18 protein-coding genes are annotated in these 18,487 nt (G+C 68.6%); 10 read left to right on the forward strand and 8 right to left on the reverse strand.

Annotated features, from left to right (window positions below; translation table 11 throughout):
• Positions 1-41 precede the first annotated feature (41 nt).
• The gene (locus V3328_RS16040) at positions 42-1,325 is read left to right on the forward strand and encodes a TRAP transporter large permease (protein WP_340330695.1); all 1,284 of its coding nucleotides are present in this window, start codon (positions 42-44) and stop codon (positions 1,323-1,325) included.
• Here the strand turns inward: V3328_RS16040 and V3328_RS16045 are convergent.
• Genes V3328_RS16045 through V3328_RS16075 form a run of 7 tightly spaced genes read right to left on the reverse strand, consistent with a single transcriptional unit; the run spans position 1,315 to position 7,800 of the window.
• Complete coding sequence (locus V3328_RS16045; protein ID WP_340330696.1) at positions 1,315-2,289, reverse strand: D-2-hydroxyacid dehydrogenase family protein; 975 nt, start codon at positions 2,287-2,289, stop codon at positions 1,315-1,317. The genes V3328_RS16040 and V3328_RS16045 overlap by 11 nt on opposite strands.
• Positions 2,286-3,065 carry an enoyl-CoA hydratase/isomerase family protein gene (locus tag V3328_RS16050; RefSeq protein ID WP_340330697.1) on the reverse strand — a complete coding sequence of 260 codons (780 nt, stop codon included), beginning with the start codon at positions 3,063-3,065 and terminating at the stop codon, positions 2,286-2,288. The genes V3328_RS16045 and V3328_RS16050 overlap by 4 nt, the downstream gene beginning before the upstream one ends.
• Positions 3,066-3,086: 21 nt before the next feature.
• On the reverse strand, positions 3,087-3,848 hold the full coding sequence (locus tag V3328_RS16055; RefSeq protein WP_340330698.1) for an ABC transporter ATP-binding protein: 762 nt from the start codon (positions 3,846-3,848) through the stop codon (positions 3,087-3,089).
• 1 nt (position 3,849) lies between these two features.
• Entirely contained in the window at positions 3,850-5,067 is a 1,218-nt protein-coding gene (locus V3328_RS16060) for an ABC transporter substrate-binding protein (RefSeq protein WP_340330699.1), read from the reverse strand.
• A gap of 38 nt (positions 5,068-5,105) precedes the next feature.
• Positions 5,106-6,158: a branched-chain amino acid ABC transporter permease gene (locus V3328_RS16065; RefSeq protein WP_340330700.1), complete on the reverse strand. Its 1,053-nt coding sequence runs from the start codon at positions 6,156-6,158 to the stop codon at positions 5,106-5,108.
• Entirely contained in the window at positions 6,155-7,027 is an 873-nt protein-coding gene (locus V3328_RS16070; protein WP_340330701.1) for a branched-chain amino acid ABC transporter permease, read from the reverse strand. The genes V3328_RS16065 and V3328_RS16070 overlap by 4 nt, the downstream gene beginning before the upstream one ends.
• 2 nt (positions 7,028-7,029) lie before the next feature.
• Positions 7,030-7,800 (reverse strand): ABC transporter ATP-binding protein, encoded by a 771-nt coding sequence (locus V3328_RS16075; RefSeq protein WP_340330702.1) that lies wholly within the window; start codon positions 7,798-7,800, stop codon positions 7,030-7,032.
• Between the two features lie 266 nt (positions 7,801-8,066).
• Here V3328_RS16075 and V3328_RS16080 point away from each other — a divergent pair, with 266 nt between their 5' ends.
• Entirely contained in the window at positions 8,067-8,945 is an 879-nt protein-coding gene (locus V3328_RS16080; protein ID WP_340330703.1) for an MBL fold metallo-hydrolase, read from the forward strand.
• A 395-nt stretch (positions 8,946-9,340) separates the two neighbouring features.
• Here V3328_RS16080 and V3328_RS16085 read toward each other — a convergent pair whose 3' ends face one another.
• Positions 9,341-10,240, reverse strand: a complete 900-nt coding sequence (locus V3328_RS16085; protein ID WP_340330704.1) for a LysR family transcriptional regulator — start codon at positions 10,238-10,240, stop codon at positions 9,341-9,343.
• A gap of 228 nt (positions 10,241-10,468) precedes the next feature.
• On the opposite strand from V3328_RS16085, the gene V3328_RS16090 reads away from it, so the two are divergent.
• From V3328_RS16090 to V3328_RS16125, 8 genes are read left to right on the forward strand one after another with little or no spacing between them, the layout of a single operon-like run.
• Positions 10,469-10,933: a hypothetical protein gene (locus V3328_RS16090; RefSeq protein ID WP_340330705.1), complete on the forward strand. Its 465-nt coding sequence runs from the start codon at positions 10,469-10,471 to the stop codon at positions 10,931-10,933.
• Entirely contained in the window at positions 10,933-11,385 is a 453-nt protein-coding gene (locus V3328_RS16095; RefSeq protein ID WP_340330706.1) for a MaoC family dehydratase, read from the forward strand. The genes V3328_RS16090 and V3328_RS16095 overlap by 1 nt, the downstream gene beginning before the upstream one ends.
• A 7-nt stretch (positions 11,386-11,392) precedes the next feature.
• The gene (locus tag V3328_RS16100) at positions 11,393-12,598 is read left to right on the forward strand and encodes a CaiB/BaiF CoA transferase family protein (RefSeq protein WP_340330707.1); all 1,206 of its coding nucleotides are present in this window, start codon (positions 11,393-11,395) and stop codon (positions 12,596-12,598) included.
• On the forward strand, positions 12,595-14,751 hold the full coding sequence (locus V3328_RS16105) for an acetate--CoA ligase family protein (protein WP_340330708.1): 2,157 nt from the start codon (positions 12,595-12,597) through the stop codon (positions 14,749-14,751). The genes V3328_RS16100 and V3328_RS16105 overlap by 4 nt, the downstream gene beginning before the upstream one ends.
• Positions 14,752-14,755: 4 nt before the next feature.
• Positions 14,756-15,919 carry an acyl-CoA dehydrogenase family protein gene (locus V3328_RS16110; RefSeq protein WP_340330709.1) on the forward strand — a complete coding sequence of 388 codons (1,164 nt, stop codon included), beginning with the start codon at positions 14,756-14,758 and terminating at the stop codon, positions 15,917-15,919.
• A gap of 14 nt (positions 15,920-15,933) precedes the next feature.
• A complete protein-coding gene (locus V3328_RS16115) occupies positions 15,934-16,962 on the forward strand; it encodes an acyl-CoA dehydrogenase family protein (RefSeq protein WP_340330710.1) in 1,029 nt (342 codons plus the stop codon).
• Positions 16,963-16,975: 13 nt separating this feature from the next.
• Positions 16,976-17,653: a carboxymuconolactone decarboxylase family protein gene (locus V3328_RS16120; RefSeq protein ID WP_340330711.1), complete on the forward strand. Its 678-nt coding sequence runs from the start codon at positions 16,976-16,978 to the stop codon at positions 17,651-17,653.
• 13 nt (positions 17,654-17,666) lie between these two features.
• On the forward strand, positions 17,667-18,461 hold the full coding sequence (locus V3328_RS16125; RefSeq protein WP_340330712.1) for an alpha/beta fold hydrolase: 795 nt from the start codon (positions 17,667-17,669) through the stop codon (positions 18,459-18,461).
• Positions 18,462-18,487: the final 26 nt, after the last annotated feature.

Consider the following 18,487-nt stretch of genomic DNA (forward strand, 5'->3'; position numbering starts at 1 on the left):
CGACCCTCGTGCGACGAGGCTGGCCCGGGGACACCGCGCCGATGATCTCGCTCACCATGCTGGTCATATCGGTGGCGCTGTTCCTGGTCCGCGTTCCGGTGTCGATTTCGCTCGGCATCGCCACGCTGGTCGGCTTCCTGATGATCGGCCTGCCGGCCACCGTCATCCCGTCGCGGATGATCGACGGCGTCGACGGCTTCGCGCTGCTGGCGGTGCCGTTCTTCATCCTGGCCGGCAACCTGATGAACGCCGGCGGCGTCACCGAGCGCATATTCGCCTTCGCGCGCGCCGTGGTCGGCTGGATCTCCGGCGGACTGGCCCAGGTCAACATCGTCGCCAGCATCATATTCGCCGGCATGTCGGGCTCGGCGCTCGCCGATCTCGCCGGCCTCGGCGCCGTCGAGATGCGGGCGATGAAGAAGAACGGCTACCCAGTAGGCTTCTCCGCGGCCGTGACGCTGTCGTCGTGCACCATCGGGCCGCTGATCCCGCCGAGCATCATCCTGGTGATCTACGGGCTCGCCACCAACACCTCGATCGGACAGCTCTTCCTGGGCGGCGTCGTGGCCGGGCTGGTGGTCGCCGCGGCGCTGATGATCTTCGTCTACGCCTACGTCCGGATCTCCGGCGTGGAATGGGCGAAGCCCGAGCCGTTCGTGTTCTCGAAGGTCGTCGATACCGCGATCCACGGCGCCCCTGCCCTGCTCGCGCCGGTGATCATCCTGGGCTCGCTGGTCCTCGGCGTCACGACGCCGTCGGAACTCGGCGCCATCGCCACCGCCTACGCGCTGCTCGTCGGCCTGCTCTACCGGCAGATCACCTGGCGGCGGCTGTACGAGGCGCTGGTCAACACCGTCGTGATGACGTCGGTGATCATGTACCTGTTTGCCATCGCCACCGCGATGAACTTCGTCATCGCCCGCGAGCGCGTCGCCCACCACGCAGCCGAACTGATGAGTTCCTACATCACCAGCCCGTTCGTCGGGATCCTTCTGGTGAACCTGTTCCTGCTGGTGGTCGGCATGTTCCTGGAGGGCCCGGTCGCAATCCTGATCATCGCGCCGATCCTGCTTACGGTAGTCCAGGAACTCGGCATGGGGCCGGTACAGTTCGGCGTGATGCTGAGCTTCAACCTGCTGATCGGCATGATCACGCCGCCGATGGGCATCGGCCTGTTCGTCGGTGCCAAGGTGGCCGGAACGACGCCGGAGAACGTCCTGAAGGCATCGCTGCCGTTCTTCGTGCCGCTGATCGCGGGCCTGCTGATCATCTCCTTCGTGCCCGGCGTCACCACTTGGCTACCGGGCCTGGTGTTCAGCCGGTAGGCGCGTTCAGCACCCGCACCGGCGCACCCTTCAGCCAGGCCCGCACGTCGTCCAGCGCGTCGGAGAAGTAGGCGTCGTAGGTCTCCCGCGTCACGTAGCCGAGGTGGGGGGTGGCGACCACGTTGGGCAGCGTGCGCAGCGGATGATCGGCGGGCAGCGGTTCCTCGTCGTAGACGTCGAGCCCGGCGCCGCCGAGCCGTCCCGAGCGCAGCGCCGCGATCAGCGCCGCCTCGTCGATCAACGGGCCGCGGGAGGCGTTGACGATCACCGCGCCCGGCTTCATCAGCTCCAGTTCGCGCGCGCCGATGATGCCGCGCGTCTCGCCGTTCAGCACCACATGCAGGCTGACGACGTCGGCGGCCGACAGCAGGCCGTCCAGCGTCTCCGCATAGCCGATGCCGATCTCCGCGCAGCGTTGCGGCGAATTGTTCTTCGACCAGCCGACGACATCCATCTGGAAGGCCTTGCCGTAGCCGGCCACCAGCTTGCCGAGCTTGCCCAGGCCGACGATGCCGAGCGTCTTCTGCCTCAGCGCGCGGCCGAGGGTGAGCTGCCACTGCGATCCGCCATTGCGGAAGTTTGCCGCTTCCGCCGGAATGTTCCGCATCACCGCCAGCAGCAGGGCCCAGGCGAGCTCGGCGGCAGTGCCGTCGAAGCTGCCGGTTCCCGATACCACGATGCCGAGGTCGCGTGCCGCCTGCATGTCGATCGCCGCATTGCGCATGCCGGTCGTGATCAGCAGCCGCAGGTTTGGCAGCTGCCGCAGCAGCGCGGCGTCGAACGGCGTGCGCTCGCGCATCGCCACGATGATGTCGAAGGGCTGCAGCGTCTCGACCAGCCGGTCGGGCGCGATCTGATCGTTGAAGACGGCGATCTCGACCTCGCCGGCGAGTTCGCCCCAGGGCGCCAGCGACAGCGCCACGTCCTGGTAGTCGTCCAGGATCGCGCAGCGGTGGGCGGTCATGGCCGGTCCTTTGAGACGTCGGCCTTGCGCTTTTCGACGAAGGCCGTCTGGGCTTCCTTCGTCACGTCGGTCTTGGACAGGTCGTGAGTGATCGACTGCTCGTAGCGGTAGGCGTCGCGGAACGGCAGCCCCTCGGCGACCTCGAAGCCGCGCTTGATCAGCTTGACCACCATCGGGCTCTTGGCGGCGATCTGCCGGGCGATTTCCATTGCCTCGTCCATCAGTCGTCCGCCGGGAACGCAGGCCGAGACGACGCCGAGCCGGTACAGTTCGGCAGCCGGCACGTCGCGGCCGGTGAAGTAGATCTGGCGGGCCATCGAGCGGCCGAAATGCTCCGTCATCAGGCGCATTCCGCCGGCCATGCCGACGTCGATCTCCGGCATCCGGATGAAGGCGTCCTCGCTCATCAGCACGATGTCGCAATACAGCATCAGCGCGCAGCCCGCCCCGATCGCCGCGCCGTTGACGGCGGCGATGACAGGCTTGGTGCAGTCGGCGACGCCGAAGAAGAACTCGCGCGTCACCCGGTTGTGGTCGAGATAGTCGCCCGGTTGCTTGACCAGCGTCCGGCGCTCCTTGATGTCGGCGCCGGCCGAGAACACCTTGCCCTCGGCCGTCAGGATGACGACGCGCACGTCGTCGCGGTCGCTCAGGGAATCGAACAGCCAGATCATCTCGTCGCGCATGCGCCGGTTCTGGGCGTTGACCGGCGGCCGGGCGAGCGTCACGGTCGCAATCCCCTCGGCCACATCGAGGCGGCAGGTCTCAAGTTCCATCGTCCGGGAAGTCCTCTGTAGCTAGTGCTCTGTGTCCTTGCGGGCGCCGCCGAGATAGCGCCTGGACAGGTTCTCGCGGTCCATCAGCGTATCCGAGTCGCCCTGCTCGGTGATCTGCCCGGCTTCCAGAACATAGCCGTATTCGGCGCTCTTCAGGGCAAGCGAAACGTTCTGCTCGACGACCAGGATCGACAGCCGCCGTTCGCCGTTGATCTGCTTCAGGATGGCGAAGATCTCCGCGGCGATCTTAGGGGCGAGGCCGAGCGAGGCCTCGTCGACCATCAGCAGCTCGGGCTGGGCGAACAGCGCCCGGCCGATCGCCAGCATCTGCTGCTCGCCGCCGGACAGGTATCCGGCCTGCGACCTGCGCCGCTCACGCAGCGCGGGGAAGTAGTGGAACACCTCCTCGTAGCGGTCGCCGGCCAGCGCCGGACCGCGCTTGCCGCGCGCAAACAGCGCCGCCTCGAGGTTCTCCTCGACCGACATGGAGGGAAACACGAAGCGGCCCTCGCGCACGTGCAGGATGCCGCGCCGGGCGAGCTGGTGGGAGGGCATCCTGGTGATGTCCTCCCCCATGTAGCGGATGTGCCCCTTGCGGATCTGGCCGTTCTCGAAGCGGAGCAGCCCGGAGATCGCCTTCAGCGTCGTCGACTTGCCGGCGCCGTTGGCGCCGAGCAGTGCGACGAAGCCGCCCTCGGGCACGTCGAGCGTGACGCCTTCCAGCGCCAGGTTGGCGCCGCCGTAGACGACGCTGAGGTCGGCGATCTCCAGGGCCGCGGCCACGTCAGTCGATCCTCTGCCACGGCGCGGCCTCGGTGACCGAAAGCTTGCCGTCCTTGGTGTTGTAGCGATAGATCACGCCGTAGGGGATGCGGTTGTCGACGAAGCTGATCGGCATGCCGAACACGCCGCCGGCGTCGAAGTCCTCGATCGCGTTGATCTCGGCGATCAGGTTCTCGCCGTTCAGTTCGAGACCCTTCTTCAGCGCCGAGCCGATCGCCTCCTTGAGCACCAGCGCGGTCGACCAGCTCTGCATGTAGCCGATGTTGGCGTAGCCGGTGTAGGGCTTCTCGGTCCAGGTCTTCAGGTACTCGTTGATGGTCTCCATCATCGGCGTCTTCGCCTCGCCGACCAGCAGGTTCACCGACACCGTGCCGAGATAGTTGTCGGCGGCGTCGCCGATGGTGCCGACCACGTCGGGATGCGAGCCGAACAGCGTCCCCATGAACTGGGTCTCGACGCCGTAGTCGCGGACCAGCTTGACGATCTCCGGCCAGACGTTGGCGGCGTAGCCGTGGAAGATCACGTAGTCGGGCTGCGCCTGGCGGACGCGGATGGCGTGCGAGGTTACGTCGACCTCGACCCACTTGGTCTCCTGCTCGAGGACGATGTCGATGCCCATCTCGTCGGCCATCCGGCGGGCGTTCTCCAGCGGATCGCGGCCGAACTCGGAGGCCGAGTAGACGATCGCGACCTTCGGCTCGCCCTCACCCTTGAAGTTCTCCTTGATGTAGTCGAACAGCAGCTTGACCTGGTCGGAATAGGTCGGGCCGACCAGGAAGTGATACTTGTACTTGTCGGTCTCGACGAGGTCCGACGCCCCGCCGGTGCTCGACATCAGCACCTTGTGGGTCTCGTTGTTCTCCGGCGAGATCGCCCGGATGAACGGCGTGCCGTTGGCGGCCGAGAAGGCCAGGTCCTGGTCGGCGACCGCCTTCTTGAAGCCGGAGACGCCGAGCTCGACCTTGTACTCGTCGTCGTAGAACTCGGCCTCGATCGGATGGCCCTCGATGCCGCCGTTCTTGTTGATCCAGTCGATGGCGTGCTCCCAGCCGACCTGCTGGGCCTGCCCGGTCACCGCCAGCGGGCCGGTGAGCGGCAGCGGGATCCAGTAGTGCAGCGCCTCCTTGTCTTGCGCCGCGGCCGGGCCGAACCCGGCTGCGGCGGCCAGCGCCAGGCCGGCTGCCCCGGCGATGAAGTGCCGTCTTGGTAGTTTGACCATTTGCTTCTCCCTTGGTTGTCTCTTTGGCTTCGGTTTCGTCAGTGCTCGGCCTTGGCCTCCACTTCCTCGACATGCCCCAGGGCACGGCGCAGCAGGCCGGCGAGGCCGCGCGGCTCGAAGATCAGGAAGCCGATGATCAGCGCCCCGAAGATGATCTCGCGCAGCGGCGACAGCAGGCCGGCCATGTCGGCGCCGGGACCGGCGGCTGCCTCCAGCAGGAACCGCAGCAGCTCCGGCATCATCGTCATGAACAGCGCGCCGAGGATCGAGCCGAGCGTGGAGGCGCGCCCGCCGACCACGACGGCGGCCAGGAAGAACACCGACACCATCAGCGTGAACTGGTCGGGATTGACGATCCGCAGGAAGGCGGCGAGAAGCGCCCCGGCCGCCCCCGCATAGGCGGCGCCGAGCCCGAAGGCGACGAGCTTGGTGTAGACCACGTTGATGCCGAGCACCTCGGCGGCGTAGTCGCGTTCGCGCACCGCGATGAACGAGCGCCCGACGCGGGTGCGGAACAGGTTGCGGGCGGCGAGCGTCGTCAGCAGCGCCACGGCCATGACGACGTAGTAGAAGCCGACGTCGCCGAAGCCGAACACGTCGATCTTGGGCAGCGACAGGCCGCGGTCGCCGCCGGTCACCGGCGTCCACTGCTGGAACACGAAATACAGCATGTATTGGGCCGCCAGCGTCGCGATCGCCAGGTAGACGCCCTTGATGCGCAGCGCCGGGATGCCGAAGACCAGCCCGACCAGGAACGCGGCCACCGCGCCGCCGACCATGTTGAGCGCCAGCGGCGTTCCCAGGTGCAGCCACATCAGCGCGCTGACATAGGCGCCGACGCCGAGGAAGGCTGAATGGCCGATCGACAGGAGGCCCGTGTAGCCCACGGTGATGTTGAGGCCGACCGTGGCGATCACGTTGATGGCGATCAGGCAGGCCATGTAGAGCGCGTAGACCGACCCGAGGAACGGCACCGCCAGCAGCCCGAGGCCGAGCAGCACCCAGGACACCGTCTCGAGCCGCGGCGACACCGCGAACGCCTTCGCCGGACGTCCGGAACCGGCGCCGGCGGTGGTCACGGGGCCGCTCATATCCGCTCCACCCGCTGCTCGCCGAACAGGCCGGTCGGCTTGACGATCATCACCAGGAGCACGATCAGGTAGGGGATGAAGCTCTGCCAGGCCGCGCCCAGATAGGCGCCGACGATGGTTTCCACCCAGCCGATGAACAGCCCGGCCACCACCACGCCGCCGACGCTGGTCATGCCGGCGAGCATCACCACCGCCAGCACGTTCAGTGCGACCAGGCCGAGCTGCGGCGTCACCCCGTTGACCGATCCGGCGATGATCCCCGAGGCTGCGGCCAGCACGCCTGCGAAGCCCCACGACATGGCGAACACCATGCGGATGTTGATGCCGAGGCTTTCGGCCGTCACCTGGTCGGTCGAGGTCGCCCTGATCGCGGTGCCGGCCCGCGAGAACCGGTAGTAGACGATGAACGCCCCGCTGATCAGGCCCGCGGCGAGGAAGCCCCAGGCCAGCTTGCCGGGGATCAGGATATTGCCGAGGAACAGCGGCGTGCGCGGCAGGAGCTCGGTGAGTTGGCGCACGTTGGGGCCCCAGATCAGCCCTGCGAAGCCGCGGAACACGCTGGCAAGGCCGAAGGTGACCATGACCAGCACGATGTGCGGCCGTCCGATCAGCGGCCGCAGCACGATCCGCTCGGCGATGATCGCCAGCAGCGCCGAGCCGACCAGGGCGGCCAGCAGACCGGCGCCCCATCCCAGCCCGAGCTGGATGTCGAACAACAGGAACAGGTAGGCGCCCAGCATCATCATCTCGCCGGTGGCGAAGTTGAAGACGTTGGTTGCCTTGAAGACGATGACGAAGCTCAGCGCGGCGAGCACGTAGATGCCGCCCGAGGCCAGGCCGACGAGGCTGAATTCGAGGAACAGGCTCATCGCTATTCCTCGCCGAGATAGGCTTCGATCACGGCGGGATCGGTCTGGACCTGCTCCGGCGTGCCGGCGGCGATGACGCGGCCGAAGTTGAGCACCACGATGTGGTCCGACATGGTCATGATCGAGTCCATGTCGTGGTCGATGAGCAGCGCGGTCAGATCGGATTCGGCGACGATCCGTGCGATGTACTGCGACATCCGCGCCTTCTCGTTGGTGTTCATGCCGGCGAACGGCTCGTCCAGCATCAGCAGCCGCGGCCGGCTGACCAGCGCGCGGGCGAGCTCGATGCGCTTCTGCACGCCATAGGGCAGACCCGACACCGAGCGGTCGCGGTATTCGCCGAGATCGAGCAGCGGCAGGATCGTCTCGTCGATGCGCCGCGTGATGTCCCGTTCCTCGCCCCTGGCCGGTCCCAGGTAGATCGCCGCGGCGAGCAGCCCGGTTCGCAGCAGGTGATGGGCGCCGAGCTTGATGTTCTCGGCGACCGTCATGCCCGGAAACAGCGCGATGTTCTGGAACGTCCTGGCGATGCCCGTCGCCGAGCGGCGGTTGGCCGGCATGGCCAGCAGGTCGACGCCGTCGAAGGTCACCGCCCCCTCGTTGGCCGGATAGAAGCCCGACACGACATTGAACAGCGTCGTCTTGCCGGCGCCGTTGGGGCCGATCACGGCGGTCACCTTGTTGGGCGCGACGCCGAGCGATACGTCCGACAGCGCCTTGATGCCGCCGAACGCGACGCTGACGCCTGAAATGTCGAGCAGGGTGCCGCCCATCGGCCTGCTCAGGAGACGACCTGCGCGAAGGGCGACGCGGCAGAGGCGGCGGCACTGTCGGGTTGCCACCGGCCGACCGGCTGGGCGGACGCCATTTGCACTGCCATCTCCTCCCCCGTGAGGGCTTTGTTCTGGTTGATTTGGACCTTAGCCAAGCCGCCCGGGACCGATAAGGGCCGCGCCTGCAAACCACCGTTTCGGCTTCTGCAACGATCACCCCGGAAATATGCCATATACTTCCGACAACGAAAAAATGGAGGACGCTCTTGATCGAGATCGGCAAGTTTCAGATATCGCGCGTCGAGGAGGTGGTGCTCGACGAGGATCCGAGTCTCCTGGAGCAATTCGACCACGACGTGCTGGCCCGCCACCGCGATCTGCTGGTGCCGGACTTCTTCAACCCCGAGCGCAACTGCTTCCGGACGATGATCCATGCCTGGATCCTGCGTACGCCGGACAAGACGATCGTCATCGACACCGCCGGCGGCGACGACAAGGACCGGCCCCTGTCGCCGCGTTTCCACATGAAGAAGACCGGTTTCGACACCCGCCTCGCCGCGGCCGGAGTGGATCCGGAGGACGTCGACCTGGTGCTGCTGACCCACCTGCACGTCGACCATGTCGGCTGGAACACGAAGCTGCAGGACGGCGCATGGGTGCCGATGTTCCCGAATGCGGAATACGTCGCGACCCGCACCGAACTCGAGGTCCGCGACCCCGAGCGCGGCGCACGCGACCGGCCGGAAGCCTCATGGGGGCCCTATCTCGACAGCGTCAAGCCGATCCTCGACGCCGGCATGATGCGGATCGTCGAGGGCGACGAGACCCTGATGCCCGGCATCGACTTCGTCCCGCTTCCCGGCCACGCCCCCGGCATGATGGGCATCCGCGTGCGCGACGACGGCAAGGAGGCCTTCTTCATCGCCGACGCCATGCACCAGCCGATCCAGATCCACTATCCCGGCTGGAGCAGCAAGTACTGCGAGAACAGGGACCTCGCCACCGAGACCCGCGCGAATATCTTCCGCCACGCCGCCGACGAGGGTGCCCTGCTGCTGCCCGCCCACTTCTGCGGCCCGATGTGCGGCTACGTCCGCCCGACCTCCGACGGCTACGCCTTCGAGCCCCCGGCCGTCCACCCCTGAGGAGCGCACCGCCTATTACGCTCCGTTACCGCGGCAGCCGCCGCCAGGCCCCGGATCAGGTCGGGGCATAAGCCTATCGTATGGCGAGATCGTCACCTCAACCTCAGCATACGTCCCGGCCTCCGCGCCGGGACCCAGCGTAAAGCCCCGGCGCAGCCGCCGCATCGGGGGCGCGTCAGCGCCCGTTCCCACGCATCGGCCGCAGATGCCGCAACCGCCCCTCTGGGCCCCGGATCAGGTCCGGGGCATAAGCCTGTCGTATGGCAAGGCCCCCGCCCTACAGCACTGCCTGCGTCCCGGGCTTGACCCGGGACCAAACGCAACGACCCGGCGAAGCCGCCGCATTCAGTCTCCCCGGCATCAGCTCCGCGGCCGGCGGCACCTGCGGCAACCGCCTATCCCAGCTCGCGCTTGAAGACGTCGGCCATGAAGTCGACGAACAGCCGCAGCTTGATCGAGGTCTGGCGCGAGGCGGGGAAGACCGCGTAGACGCCGTTGTCGAAGTCGATGTGGCTGACCTGGGTGTCCGGGAACAGGCGGACCAGCGCGCCGTCGGTGAGGTCCCGGTGGATCGACCAGTCCGGCAGCAGCGCCACGCCGACGCCGGCGCGCGCCATCTGCACCAGCGCGTGGCCGAAGTCGGTGCGCAGCGTGCCCTTGATCTGGACCTCGTCGACGCGGTCGGCGGCATCCTTGAAGCGCCACACCGGGGTGCCGAGATTGGTGCGGTAGGTCAGGCAGTTGTGATGCCTGAGGTCGGCCGGCTCGCGGATCGGCGGGTGCTTGGCCAGGTAGTCGGGCGAGGCGCAGACGACGCGCTCGCTGGAGGCCAGCTTGCGGGCGATCAGCGAGGAATCCTCCAGCCGGCCGATGCGGATGTCGACGTCGGTGCCCTGGTCCATCACCGAGGCGATGTTGTTGGACAGCATCAGGTCGACGGTGATGTCGGGATAGCTGGCAAGGAACTCCGGCAGGTTCGGCAGGATCATCAGTTCGCCGACCAGCATGCGCGAATGCACCCGCAGCACGCCCTGCGGCTTCGACTGGAGCTGGGTGACCGAGTCGTTGGCCTCCTCCAGCTGCTGCAGCACCTGTTCGACCTGCGAATAGTAGATCTCGCCGGCCTCGGTCAGCGCCAGCGAGCGGCTGGAGCGCTTCAGGAGCTGGGTCTGCAGCCGCGCCTCCAGCGAGGCGATGTGCCGCGAGATCGAGGCCGGCGACAGGCCGAGAACCCGCCCGGCGCCCGACAGGCTGCCTTCCTGGACGGCCGTCGTGAACGACCTGATCGTCTGCACCCACTCCACCGGCCGGGGACCCCTCGTGCGCCGTTGCGGCAAACCCGGCGCAGGCCTAAACGAAAACGCCGATCTTTTCAAATCGCGTAAAGATGGGCTTTGCATGTCGGCATTCAGTCGATCATCTGCACATGCTAAGCCAATGGACATAACGACAATCACGCCGTCCGGCACCGTGTCGTCCCGCCGCTCGGGACGACCGGCGGGAGGCGAAGGGAGGCGAATGGAATGGCGCTGGGCGGTTACACCTCGGACCTTGTCGTCGGCGACGTGCTGGGCCCGCTCGAATACACGCTGAGCCCCTTCGTCGTCCGCGAATACACCCACGCCGTGGAAATTCATCATCCCTGCTTCCAGGGCACCGAGGGCCAGGTCATGCCGCCGACCCTCATCCATCTCGACAAGCTGCGGCTGTACAATCACGCCTGCCCGAAGGGCGCCGGATCCTCGGCCCGGATCCACTACGAGTACGATGCCGAGGTGTTCGCCCCCGTCCATGTCGGCGACCGGCTGAGCGTCCGCGGCGAGGTCACCGAGCGCTACGAGAAGAAGGGCCGCGACTACGTCGTCATGACGATCGAGCTGAAGCGCGTCGAGACCGGCGAGCTGCTGGTGCGCTATGTCGACCGCGTCATCCTGGCCTACAAGCCGGGCGGCGGCGACGGCGACAGGAAATCCGAGGAGGCGGTGTGATGGCCGGTTTCGTACCCGAGGTTGGCACCGAGTTCCGTCTTGCCCCGCGGCCGATGACCCGCGAGCGGATGCGCTGGTACGTCGACGCGCAGCCGACGGTCGCCGCCGACGACGGCCGCATCCACACCCAGGACCCGACGATCCACGACGACGACGACTACGCCCGCAAGCAGGGCCTGCCGGGCATCATCGCCGACGGCATGATCTCAACGAACTGGATCATGGGCCTGCTGGTCGACCTGTTCGGTCGCGGCGTCGCCGAGCGCTGCCGGCTGAGGACCAAGTACATCGCACCGATCTACGAGGACCAGGTGGTGGTGACCTGCGCCCGCGTCAGCCGTGTCGCGCGCGACGCCGACGGCGTCGCGGCGATCTCGCTCGACGTGTGGTGCGAGGACGACACGGCCGGAAAGCTCACGGTCGGCGAGGCGACGGTCTTCGTGGCCGGGTGAACGCGCCATGAGCCACGTCCTCGACGGCATCAGGGTCCTCGATTTCTCGCGGGTGTTCGCCGCGCCCGATTCCACGCAGGTGTTCGGCGACCTCGGCGCCGACGTCATCAAGATCGAGACGCCCGACCGCGGCGACAGCTGCCGCTACCTCGGCGTCACCAGGGAGGAACTGGAGGCGATCGGGCCGCCGAGCCCCTCCTTCCGCGCCTTCAACCGCAACAAGCGCTCGATCGCGCTGGATCTCGGCGCCGAGGCCGGCCGCCGGGTCGCGCGGCGGCTGGTCGCGGACGCCGACATCCTGGTCAACAATTTCCGGCCGGGCACGATGGAGCGCTGGGGCCTCGGCTACGATGAGCTCAAGGAGGCGCATCCGCGCCTGATCTACTGCGATTTCACCGCCTACGGCTCCGAGGGGCCGCTGTCGCACATCGGCGCCAACGACCTGGCGCTGCAGGCCCATTCCGGCCTGATGAGCATCACCGGCGAGGAAGGCGGCGGTCCGGTGCGAGCGGGCGCTGCGATCATCGACCTGCATGCCAGCCTGGCGATCGTCTCGGGCGTCCTCGCCGCGCTCTATCACCGCGAGAAGACCGGCCGCGGCCAGCGGGTGGAAACCTCGCTCCTGCAGAGCTCGGCGCACTTCCTGAGCTACTTCTACCAGGACTACTGGCTGACCGGGAACCTGCACGAGCGCATGGGCACGGCGAACCATCTCAGCGTGCCGAACCAGGCCTTCCCGACGAGCGACGGCTATGTCGTCATCATCGCCCCGAGCGACGAGATGTGGAAGCGCTGCGCGCAGGCGCTCGATGCCGAAAAGCTCGACGTCGAGCGCTTTTCGACCTCGTCGGAGCGGCTGCGGCTGCGCAAGGAGGTGATCGCGGCGATGTCGCAGGTGACGATGCGGTTCACCAAGCACGAGCTGCACGAGAAGCTCAGCGCCGCCCGCGTCAACGTCTCGATCGTGCAGGATATCGGCGAGGCCGCCGACCATCCGCAGCTCAGGGCGATCGGCGGCGTCTTCGATTTCGAGACGGGCGGCGCGCCGCACCGCTACATCGCCACCCCCTTCCGTCTTTCCGAAACCCCGGGCACCATGCGCAGCCCGCCCCCCGGACTCGGCGAACAGACCGACGAGATCCTCCGGGGCGCCGGGTACAGCGCCGCCGAAATCGACGCACTGCGCGCCGATGGCGCCTTCGGAGAGACATGAGCGCGCCCGCACCCCGCACCCGCACCGACACGCCGCAGCCCGCCGGCCCCCGAACCGCATCGCTGGACCGCCTGTTCCGCGCCGAAACCGTCGCCCTGATCGGCGCCTCGGCCGATCCCGGAAAGATCGGCGGCCGGCCGATGGTCCTGTTGAAGGAGCACTTCCAGGGCCGCGTCGTTCCGGTCAACCCGAAGCGCGACGAGGTCGCCGGCATACCGGCCGTGCCCGACATCGGCAGCCTCGACGCAACGCCCGACGTGGCGGTGCTGGCGGTGCCGGGCGCCGCCGTCGAGGCGACCGTGCGCGACTGCCTCGATGCCGGCGTCGGGCGGATCGTCGTCTATGCCGCAGGCTTCGGCGAGATCGACGCCGACGGGCTGGCCGCCCAGCGGCGCATCGCCGGCATGTGCGCCGATGCCGGCGCGCGGCTGCTCGGCCCGAACAGCCTCGGCTACATCAACTTCCACACCGGCCTGCACGCCACCTTTTCCGCCGCCCTCGACAACATCTGGCCGAAGGCCGGCAACGTCGCCATCGCCAGCCAGAGCGGCGCCGTCGGCACCTACATCATGGCGCTGGCGGCGGAACGCGGCATCGGCTTCAGCCACTTCGTGGCGACCGGCAACGAGGCCGACATCGACGTCGCCGACTGCATCGCCTGGCTCGCCGGCGATCCGCTGACCGAGGTGATCGTCGCCTACCTGGAGGGCTGCGGCGACGGCGGGCGGCTCAAGCAGGCGCTGGCGGCGGCGCGCGCGGCGAACAAGCCGGTCATCGCCATCAAGCCGGGCGCCTCCGACATCGGCCAGGCCGCGGTGCAGTCCCATACCGGGGCGATGGCGGGCTCCAAGCGCGTCTTCGACGCGGTGCTCAGGCACTACGGCGCCTGGCCCGCGACCCGCATCGAGGAGGCGGTCGACATCGCCTATGCCTGCAGCGTCGCGGCCGTTCCCTCGGGCCCCGCGGCGACCATCGTCACCCCGTCCGGCGGCGTCGGCATCATGCTGGCCGACGCCTGCGAGGCGGCCGGGCTGGCGCTTCCCGCCCCTCCCCCCGCGACCGCCGCGGAGATCCGGGCGCTGCTGCCGCTCGCCTCGACCGGCAATCCGGTCGACACCACGGCGCAGGTCACCGCCGACTTCCGGCTGTTCGGCAAGGTGCTCGACATCGTCGCCGACGGCACGGCCTGCCCGATCCTGCTGATCTTCATGGCGCATATGGGCAAGACCCCGGGCGTCACCGACCTGCTGCGACCGACCCTGACGGACATCGCGGAACGCCATCGCGACCGGCTGATGGTGCTGATCACCCGGGCCGCCGACGATTTCCGCGCCGACATGGAGGCGCAGGGCTACCTGGTCTTCGAGGATCCGACCCGCGCCGTCGGAGCCGTCGCGGCGCTGCGCTATTTCGGGCGCGGCCAGGACGTCGCCGACGATCCCCTGATCGAAATCGCGCCCGTCGGCCGCACCGACCTGGACGCCGCGGCCCGGGAGGCCGTCTCGGCCGCCGCCCTGCTGCGACGCATCGGCGTGCCGGACATCGCGACCGTGGCGGTATCGGGCGAGGACGAAGCCGTGGACGCGGCCGGCCGGGCCGGCTTTCCCGTGGTGCTGAAGATCGATTCCCCCGACATCGCCCACAAGACCGAGGTCGGAGGCGTCCATCTCGGCCTGAAGGACGCCGACGCGGTGCGGTCCGCCTGGCGCTCGATGATGGCGCGCGTGACCGATGCGGCGCCTTCGGCGCGGATCACCGGCGGCATCGTCTCGCCGATGCTCGGCGAGGGGATCGACACCATCGTCGGGGCCCGGCAGGACCCCGATCTCGGCCCGGTCGTGATGCTCGGTTTGGGGGGCATCATGGCCGAGGCCCTGGACGACGTGGTGATCGCGCCGGCGCCGATCGGCATGGCGTCTGCCCGCGCCATGATAGGCCGCCTGCGCGCCGCCGCGGTCCTCGACGGCTGGCGCGGCGCGGCGCCCACCGACAAGGATGCGCTCGCCAGGGCGATCTGCGCGCTCGGTGCGCTGGTCGCGGCGAACGGCGAGGATATCGACAGCATCGAGATCAACCCGTTCCGCGTCTTCCCGGACGGCGGCGCCGCCCTCGACATCCTGGTGCGCACCAAGGAGGGTCCGGCGACGGACTGACCCGATGGATCTCAGCTTCACGCCCGGCCAGCAGGCCTTCCGGCAGGGCCTGCGCGACTGGCTCGCCGAAAACCTCGCGCCCGGCTGGGGCGGACCGCGCTTCACCGGTCCGGACGACGAGGCCGAAAACGCCCGCTTCCAGATCGACTGGGAGCGCCGGCTCTACGCGGCGGGCTACCAGGGCATCCACTGGCCGCAGGCCTATGGCGGCCAGGGCCTGACGGCGGTCGAGCAACTGATCGCGGCGGAAGAACTCGGCCGCGTATCGGCGCCGGAAGGCATCAACACCCTCGGCAAGGAACTGGTCGGACCGATCGTGTTGGCGGTCGGCTCCGAGGAGCAGAAGAAGCACTACATCCCGCGCATCCTGCGGCTCGACGACATCTGGTGCCAGGGCTTCTCCGAGCCCGACGCCGGCTCCGACCTCGCCGGCCTGCGCACCCGCGCCGTCCTCGACGGCGATCACTGGGTCGTCAACGGCCAGAAGCTGTGGACCAGCTTCGCCCACCACGCCAACAAGTGCATCCTGCTCGCCCGCACCGACCCCGACGCTCCTAAGCACAAGGGGCTGACGCTGTTCCTGCTCGACATGGACACGCCCGGCGTCACGGTCAGGCCGCTGCGCCAGATCACGGACCGGCACGAGTTCAACGAGGTGTTCCTCGAGGACGTCCGCATTCCCGCCGGCATGCATCTGGGCGCGGTCAACGAGGGCTGGCACGCCGCCGTCGGCGTGCTCGGCTTCGAGCGGGCCACCGCCCGGCTCTACCGCCAGGCGCGGTTCCAGGCCGAGTTCGACGCGCTGCTGAAGCTGCTGGCGGCCCGCCCGGACAAGGCGTCCGACGGCTGGTTCCGCCAGCAGGTCGGGGCGCACGCGGCCGACCTCAACGTGCTGCGCCTGCTCAACCTGAAAACCGCCAGCCGCATCGCCAACGGCAAAGGCATCGGTTCGGAGGCCAGCATCGTCAAGCTGTTCTGGAGCGAGTTGCACCAGCGCATCATGGCCTTCGCCAGCGAGGTGCTGGACGAGGCCTTCGCCAATGGCGACCCGGAGGCGGAGCGCTTCCGGTTCCTCTATCTCCAGTCGCGCGCCGAGACGATCTACGCCGGCACCTCCGAGATCCAGCGCAACATCATCGCCGAGCGCATGCTCGGCCTGCCGCGCTAGCAGGGCCCCCGGCAATGGACTTCGACTTCTCCTTCGAGCAGCGGCAGATCGCCGGAAGCGTCGCCAGGATGCTGGATTCATTCCCGGTGATCACCGACCATCCGCCCCATCCCTATCCGGCCGAAAGCCTCGTCAGGGCCGCAGCCGAGACCGGCGTCTTCGCGACCGACGGCGATGCCTTCCTGCTCGGCCATGTCGACGCCGTCGCCGTCGCCATCGAGGTCGGTCGCCGGCTGCCGGCCGCGCCGCTCGTCGAGATGCTGGCGGCCGGGCTCGGCCTGTCGGGATCATCCGCACCCGTCGAGGCCGCGCTCGCCGATGGCGGGGTGCTGGGCGTCGCCGTCGACGGCCAGCTCGCGCTCGAGAACGGCGCCGCTTCGGGGCGGGTCCTGGTGCCCTTCGCCGCCGAGGCGGCGACGATCCTCGCCCCCTGCGCGACGGCGGACGGACGCCGCTGGATCACCGTCGAGACCGGAAACGCCGAGCTCGCACCTGCCGCCGTCCTCGATATCGCCACCGACGCCCGCTGGGTCTCCGTCACCGGCGCCGCGGCCGACCCCGGCAACGCGCCCGCCCCGGGGACGTTTGAAGACGCGCTCGCGGTGCTCGTGCTGGCCGAGATGACCGGCTCGGCCGCCGCCTGCCTCGAGCAGACGGTCGCCTATGTCGGCGACCGCACGCAGTTCGGCAGGCCCGTCGGCGCCAACCAGGCCGTCAAGCACATCGCGGCCGACGCCGCCGTGGCGCTTGAGGGCATGAAGGCGGCGGTCGAGTACGCCGCCTGGTGCCTCGACCAGGGCGACCTCGACTCCCGGGGCGACGCGCGCCGCGCGCTGCTGACGGCCCGCGCCTTCGTCGGCGACCATGCCCGGCGGATCGCCGAGGCCTGCGTCCAGATGCACGGGGGCATCGCCTTCACCTGGGACCACGGTGTGCACCGCTACCTGAAGCGGATCGCCTACCGCCGCTCCACCATCGCCCGTCCCCGGCAGGGACGCGCCGGGCTGGCCGACATCCTGCTCGACGGGATCGAAACCTGCTGATCGGAAAGACCACATGACGGATGCCGAGAAACAGGCGCTGAAGGACGAGATCCTCCGCGAACGCGGCTACTGGGCCCGGTTCCACGACGTGCTGCTGGAGCGCTCGCCGGAGTTCCTCAAGGCCTACATAGCCTTCCAGGCGGCGCCGTCGCGCTCCGGCATCCTGCCGCGCAAGCTGTGCGAGTTCGTCTACGTCGCCATCGATATCTCGGTGAACCACATGTACGACCGCGGCGGCCGGCGCCACATGGGCCACGCCCTGGATCACGGCGCCACGGCAGACGAATTGCTCCAGGTCGTCCTGCTGACCGCCGTCGTCTCCGGCCGGCAGCCGATCGACACCGGCCTCGACATCCTCGCCGATGAACTCGGCACCCCGGAAGCCGACATCCGCGGATCTGTTCCGGTCCTCCAGCAGGGATACGAGGCCTATGGCAATGCGGTCTGGGACGACGGTCCGCTGTCGCGCAAGGACAAGGAACTGATCGCGCTGGCCATATGCGCCGCGCCGACCTGCCTGTTCGAACGCGGCATGCGGCGCCACGTCCGCGGCGCGCTCGACGCCGGCGCCAGCCCGCAGGAGATCGCCGCGATCCTGCATCTGTCGGCGGCGATTTCCGTCCACACGTGCACGATCGGGATACCGGGACTGGATGACGTGTTAAACAACGTGAGGGTGGAATCGAACTGAGGAGGATCCCTGCATGGGTGCGCAATTCGCGCTGATCAACGGCGCCGCCTGCCGGTACAGCGTCTCCGGCCAGGGCGACGACACGCTCGTCCTGGTGCATGAACTCGCCGGCAGCCTGAACAGCTGGGACGAGTTCGTCGGTCTCATGCCCGACGACGTCCGCATCGTCCGCTACGACCTGCGCGGCGCCGGCATGTCGGAGAAGCTGAAGGGCACGCAGGACTACGACACGCTGGCCGACGACATCGCCGCTCTCGTCGACCATCTCGGCATCTCCGGCACCGTCGACGTGATGGGCGCGGCCGCCGGCGCCGGCGTCGCCGTGCGGTTTGCCACGCGTCATGCCGATCGCATCGGCAGGCTGGTGCTTCTGGCCCCCGCCCTCACCGTTCCCGAGGACCGCCGGGCCGGCGGACGGGAGACGGCTGATCGCGTCGAGAAGGAGGGCATGCGTGCCGTCGCCGACATCGTGCTGCCGCAGGCGTTTCCCGGCAACCTGTGGCGGGACGACCGGCAGAAGGCCACCGCGCTCGCCCGCTGGCACGGCGCCGATCCGGAGGGCTACGCCGCTATGTACCGTGCCCTGAACAACCACGGCGTCATCGGCGACGTCGAGAAAATCGCCTGCCCCACGCTGGTGCTCGCCGGCGAGCACGATCCCTTCAACCGGCCCGACCGGCTGAGCGCGATCGCCGACCGGATCCCCGATTGCCGTTTCGAGGTGATCGACGCCGGCCATTTCGCCGCCGTGCAGTCGCCGCAGACCCTGCCGGCGGTCGTCACCGGGTTCCTCGCCTACGGGCCCTGATTTTTTTCCCGCCGCGAGCCCGGCCT

This window comes from Microbaculum marinum (assembly GCF_037855135.1).
Lineage (GTDB): Bacteria > Pseudomonadota > Alphaproteobacteria > Rhizobiales > Tepidamorphaceae > Microbaculum > Microbaculum marinum.

What these genes read in the sequence shown, in the direction of transcription:
- V3328_RS16040 (WP_340330695.1), top strand. Translation starts at nt 42, where the DNA reads ATGATCTCGCTCACCATGCTGGTCATATCGGTGGCGCTGTTCCTGGTC.
- V3328_RS16045 (WP_340330696.1), bottom strand. Translation starts at nt 2,289, where the DNA reads ATGACCGCCCACCGCTGCGCGATCCTGGACGACTACCAGGACGTGGCG.
- V3328_RS16050 (WP_340330697.1), bottom strand. Translation starts at nt 3,065, where the DNA reads ATGGAACTTGAGACCTGCCGCCTCGATGTGGCCGAGGGGATTGCGACC.
- V3328_RS16060 (WP_340330699.1), bottom strand. Translation starts at nt 5,067, where the DNA reads ATGGTCAAACTACCAAGACGGCACTTCATCGCCGGGGCAGCCGGCCTG.
- V3328_RS16065 (WP_340330700.1), bottom strand. Translation starts at nt 6,158, where the DNA reads ATGAGCGGCCCCGTGACCACCGCCGGCGCCGGTTCCGGACGTCCGGCG.
- V3328_RS16070 (WP_340330701.1), bottom strand. Translation starts at nt 7,027, where the DNA reads ATGAGCCTGTTCCTCGAATTCAGCCTCGTCGGCCTGGCCTCGGGCGGC.
- V3328_RS16075 (WP_340330702.1), bottom strand. Translation starts at nt 7,800, where the DNA reads ATGGGCGGCACCCTGCTCGACATTTCAGGCGTCAGCGTCGCGTTCGGC.
- V3328_RS16090 (WP_340330705.1), top strand. Translation starts at nt 10,469, where the DNA reads ATGGCGCTGGGCGGTTACACCTCGGACCTTGTCGTCGGCGACGTGCTG.
- V3328_RS16095 (WP_340330706.1), top strand. Translation starts at nt 10,933, where the DNA reads ATGGCCGGTTTCGTACCCGAGGTTGGCACCGAGTTCCGTCTTGCCCCG.
- V3328_RS16100 (WP_340330707.1), top strand. Translation starts at nt 11,393, where the DNA reads ATGAGCCACGTCCTCGACGGCATCAGGGTCCTCGATTTCTCGCGGGTG.
- V3328_RS16105 (WP_340330708.1), top strand. Translation starts at nt 12,595, where the DNA reads ATGAGCGCGCCCGCACCCCGCACCCGCACCGACACGCCGCAGCCCGCC.
- V3328_RS16110 (WP_340330709.1), top strand. Translation starts at nt 14,756, where the DNA reads ATGGATCTCAGCTTCACGCCCGGCCAGCAGGCCTTCCGGCAGGGCCTG.
- V3328_RS16115 (WP_340330710.1), top strand. Translation starts at nt 15,934, where the DNA reads ATGGACTTCGACTTCTCCTTCGAGCAGCGGCAGATCGCCGGAAGCGTC.
- V3328_RS16120 (WP_340330711.1), top strand. Translation starts at nt 16,976, where the DNA reads ATGACGGATGCCGAGAAACAGGCGCTGAAGGACGAGATCCTCCGCGAA.
- V3328_RS16125 (WP_340330712.1), top strand. Translation starts at nt 17,667, where the DNA reads ATGGGTGCGCAATTCGCGCTGATCAACGGCGCCGCCTGCCGGTACAGC.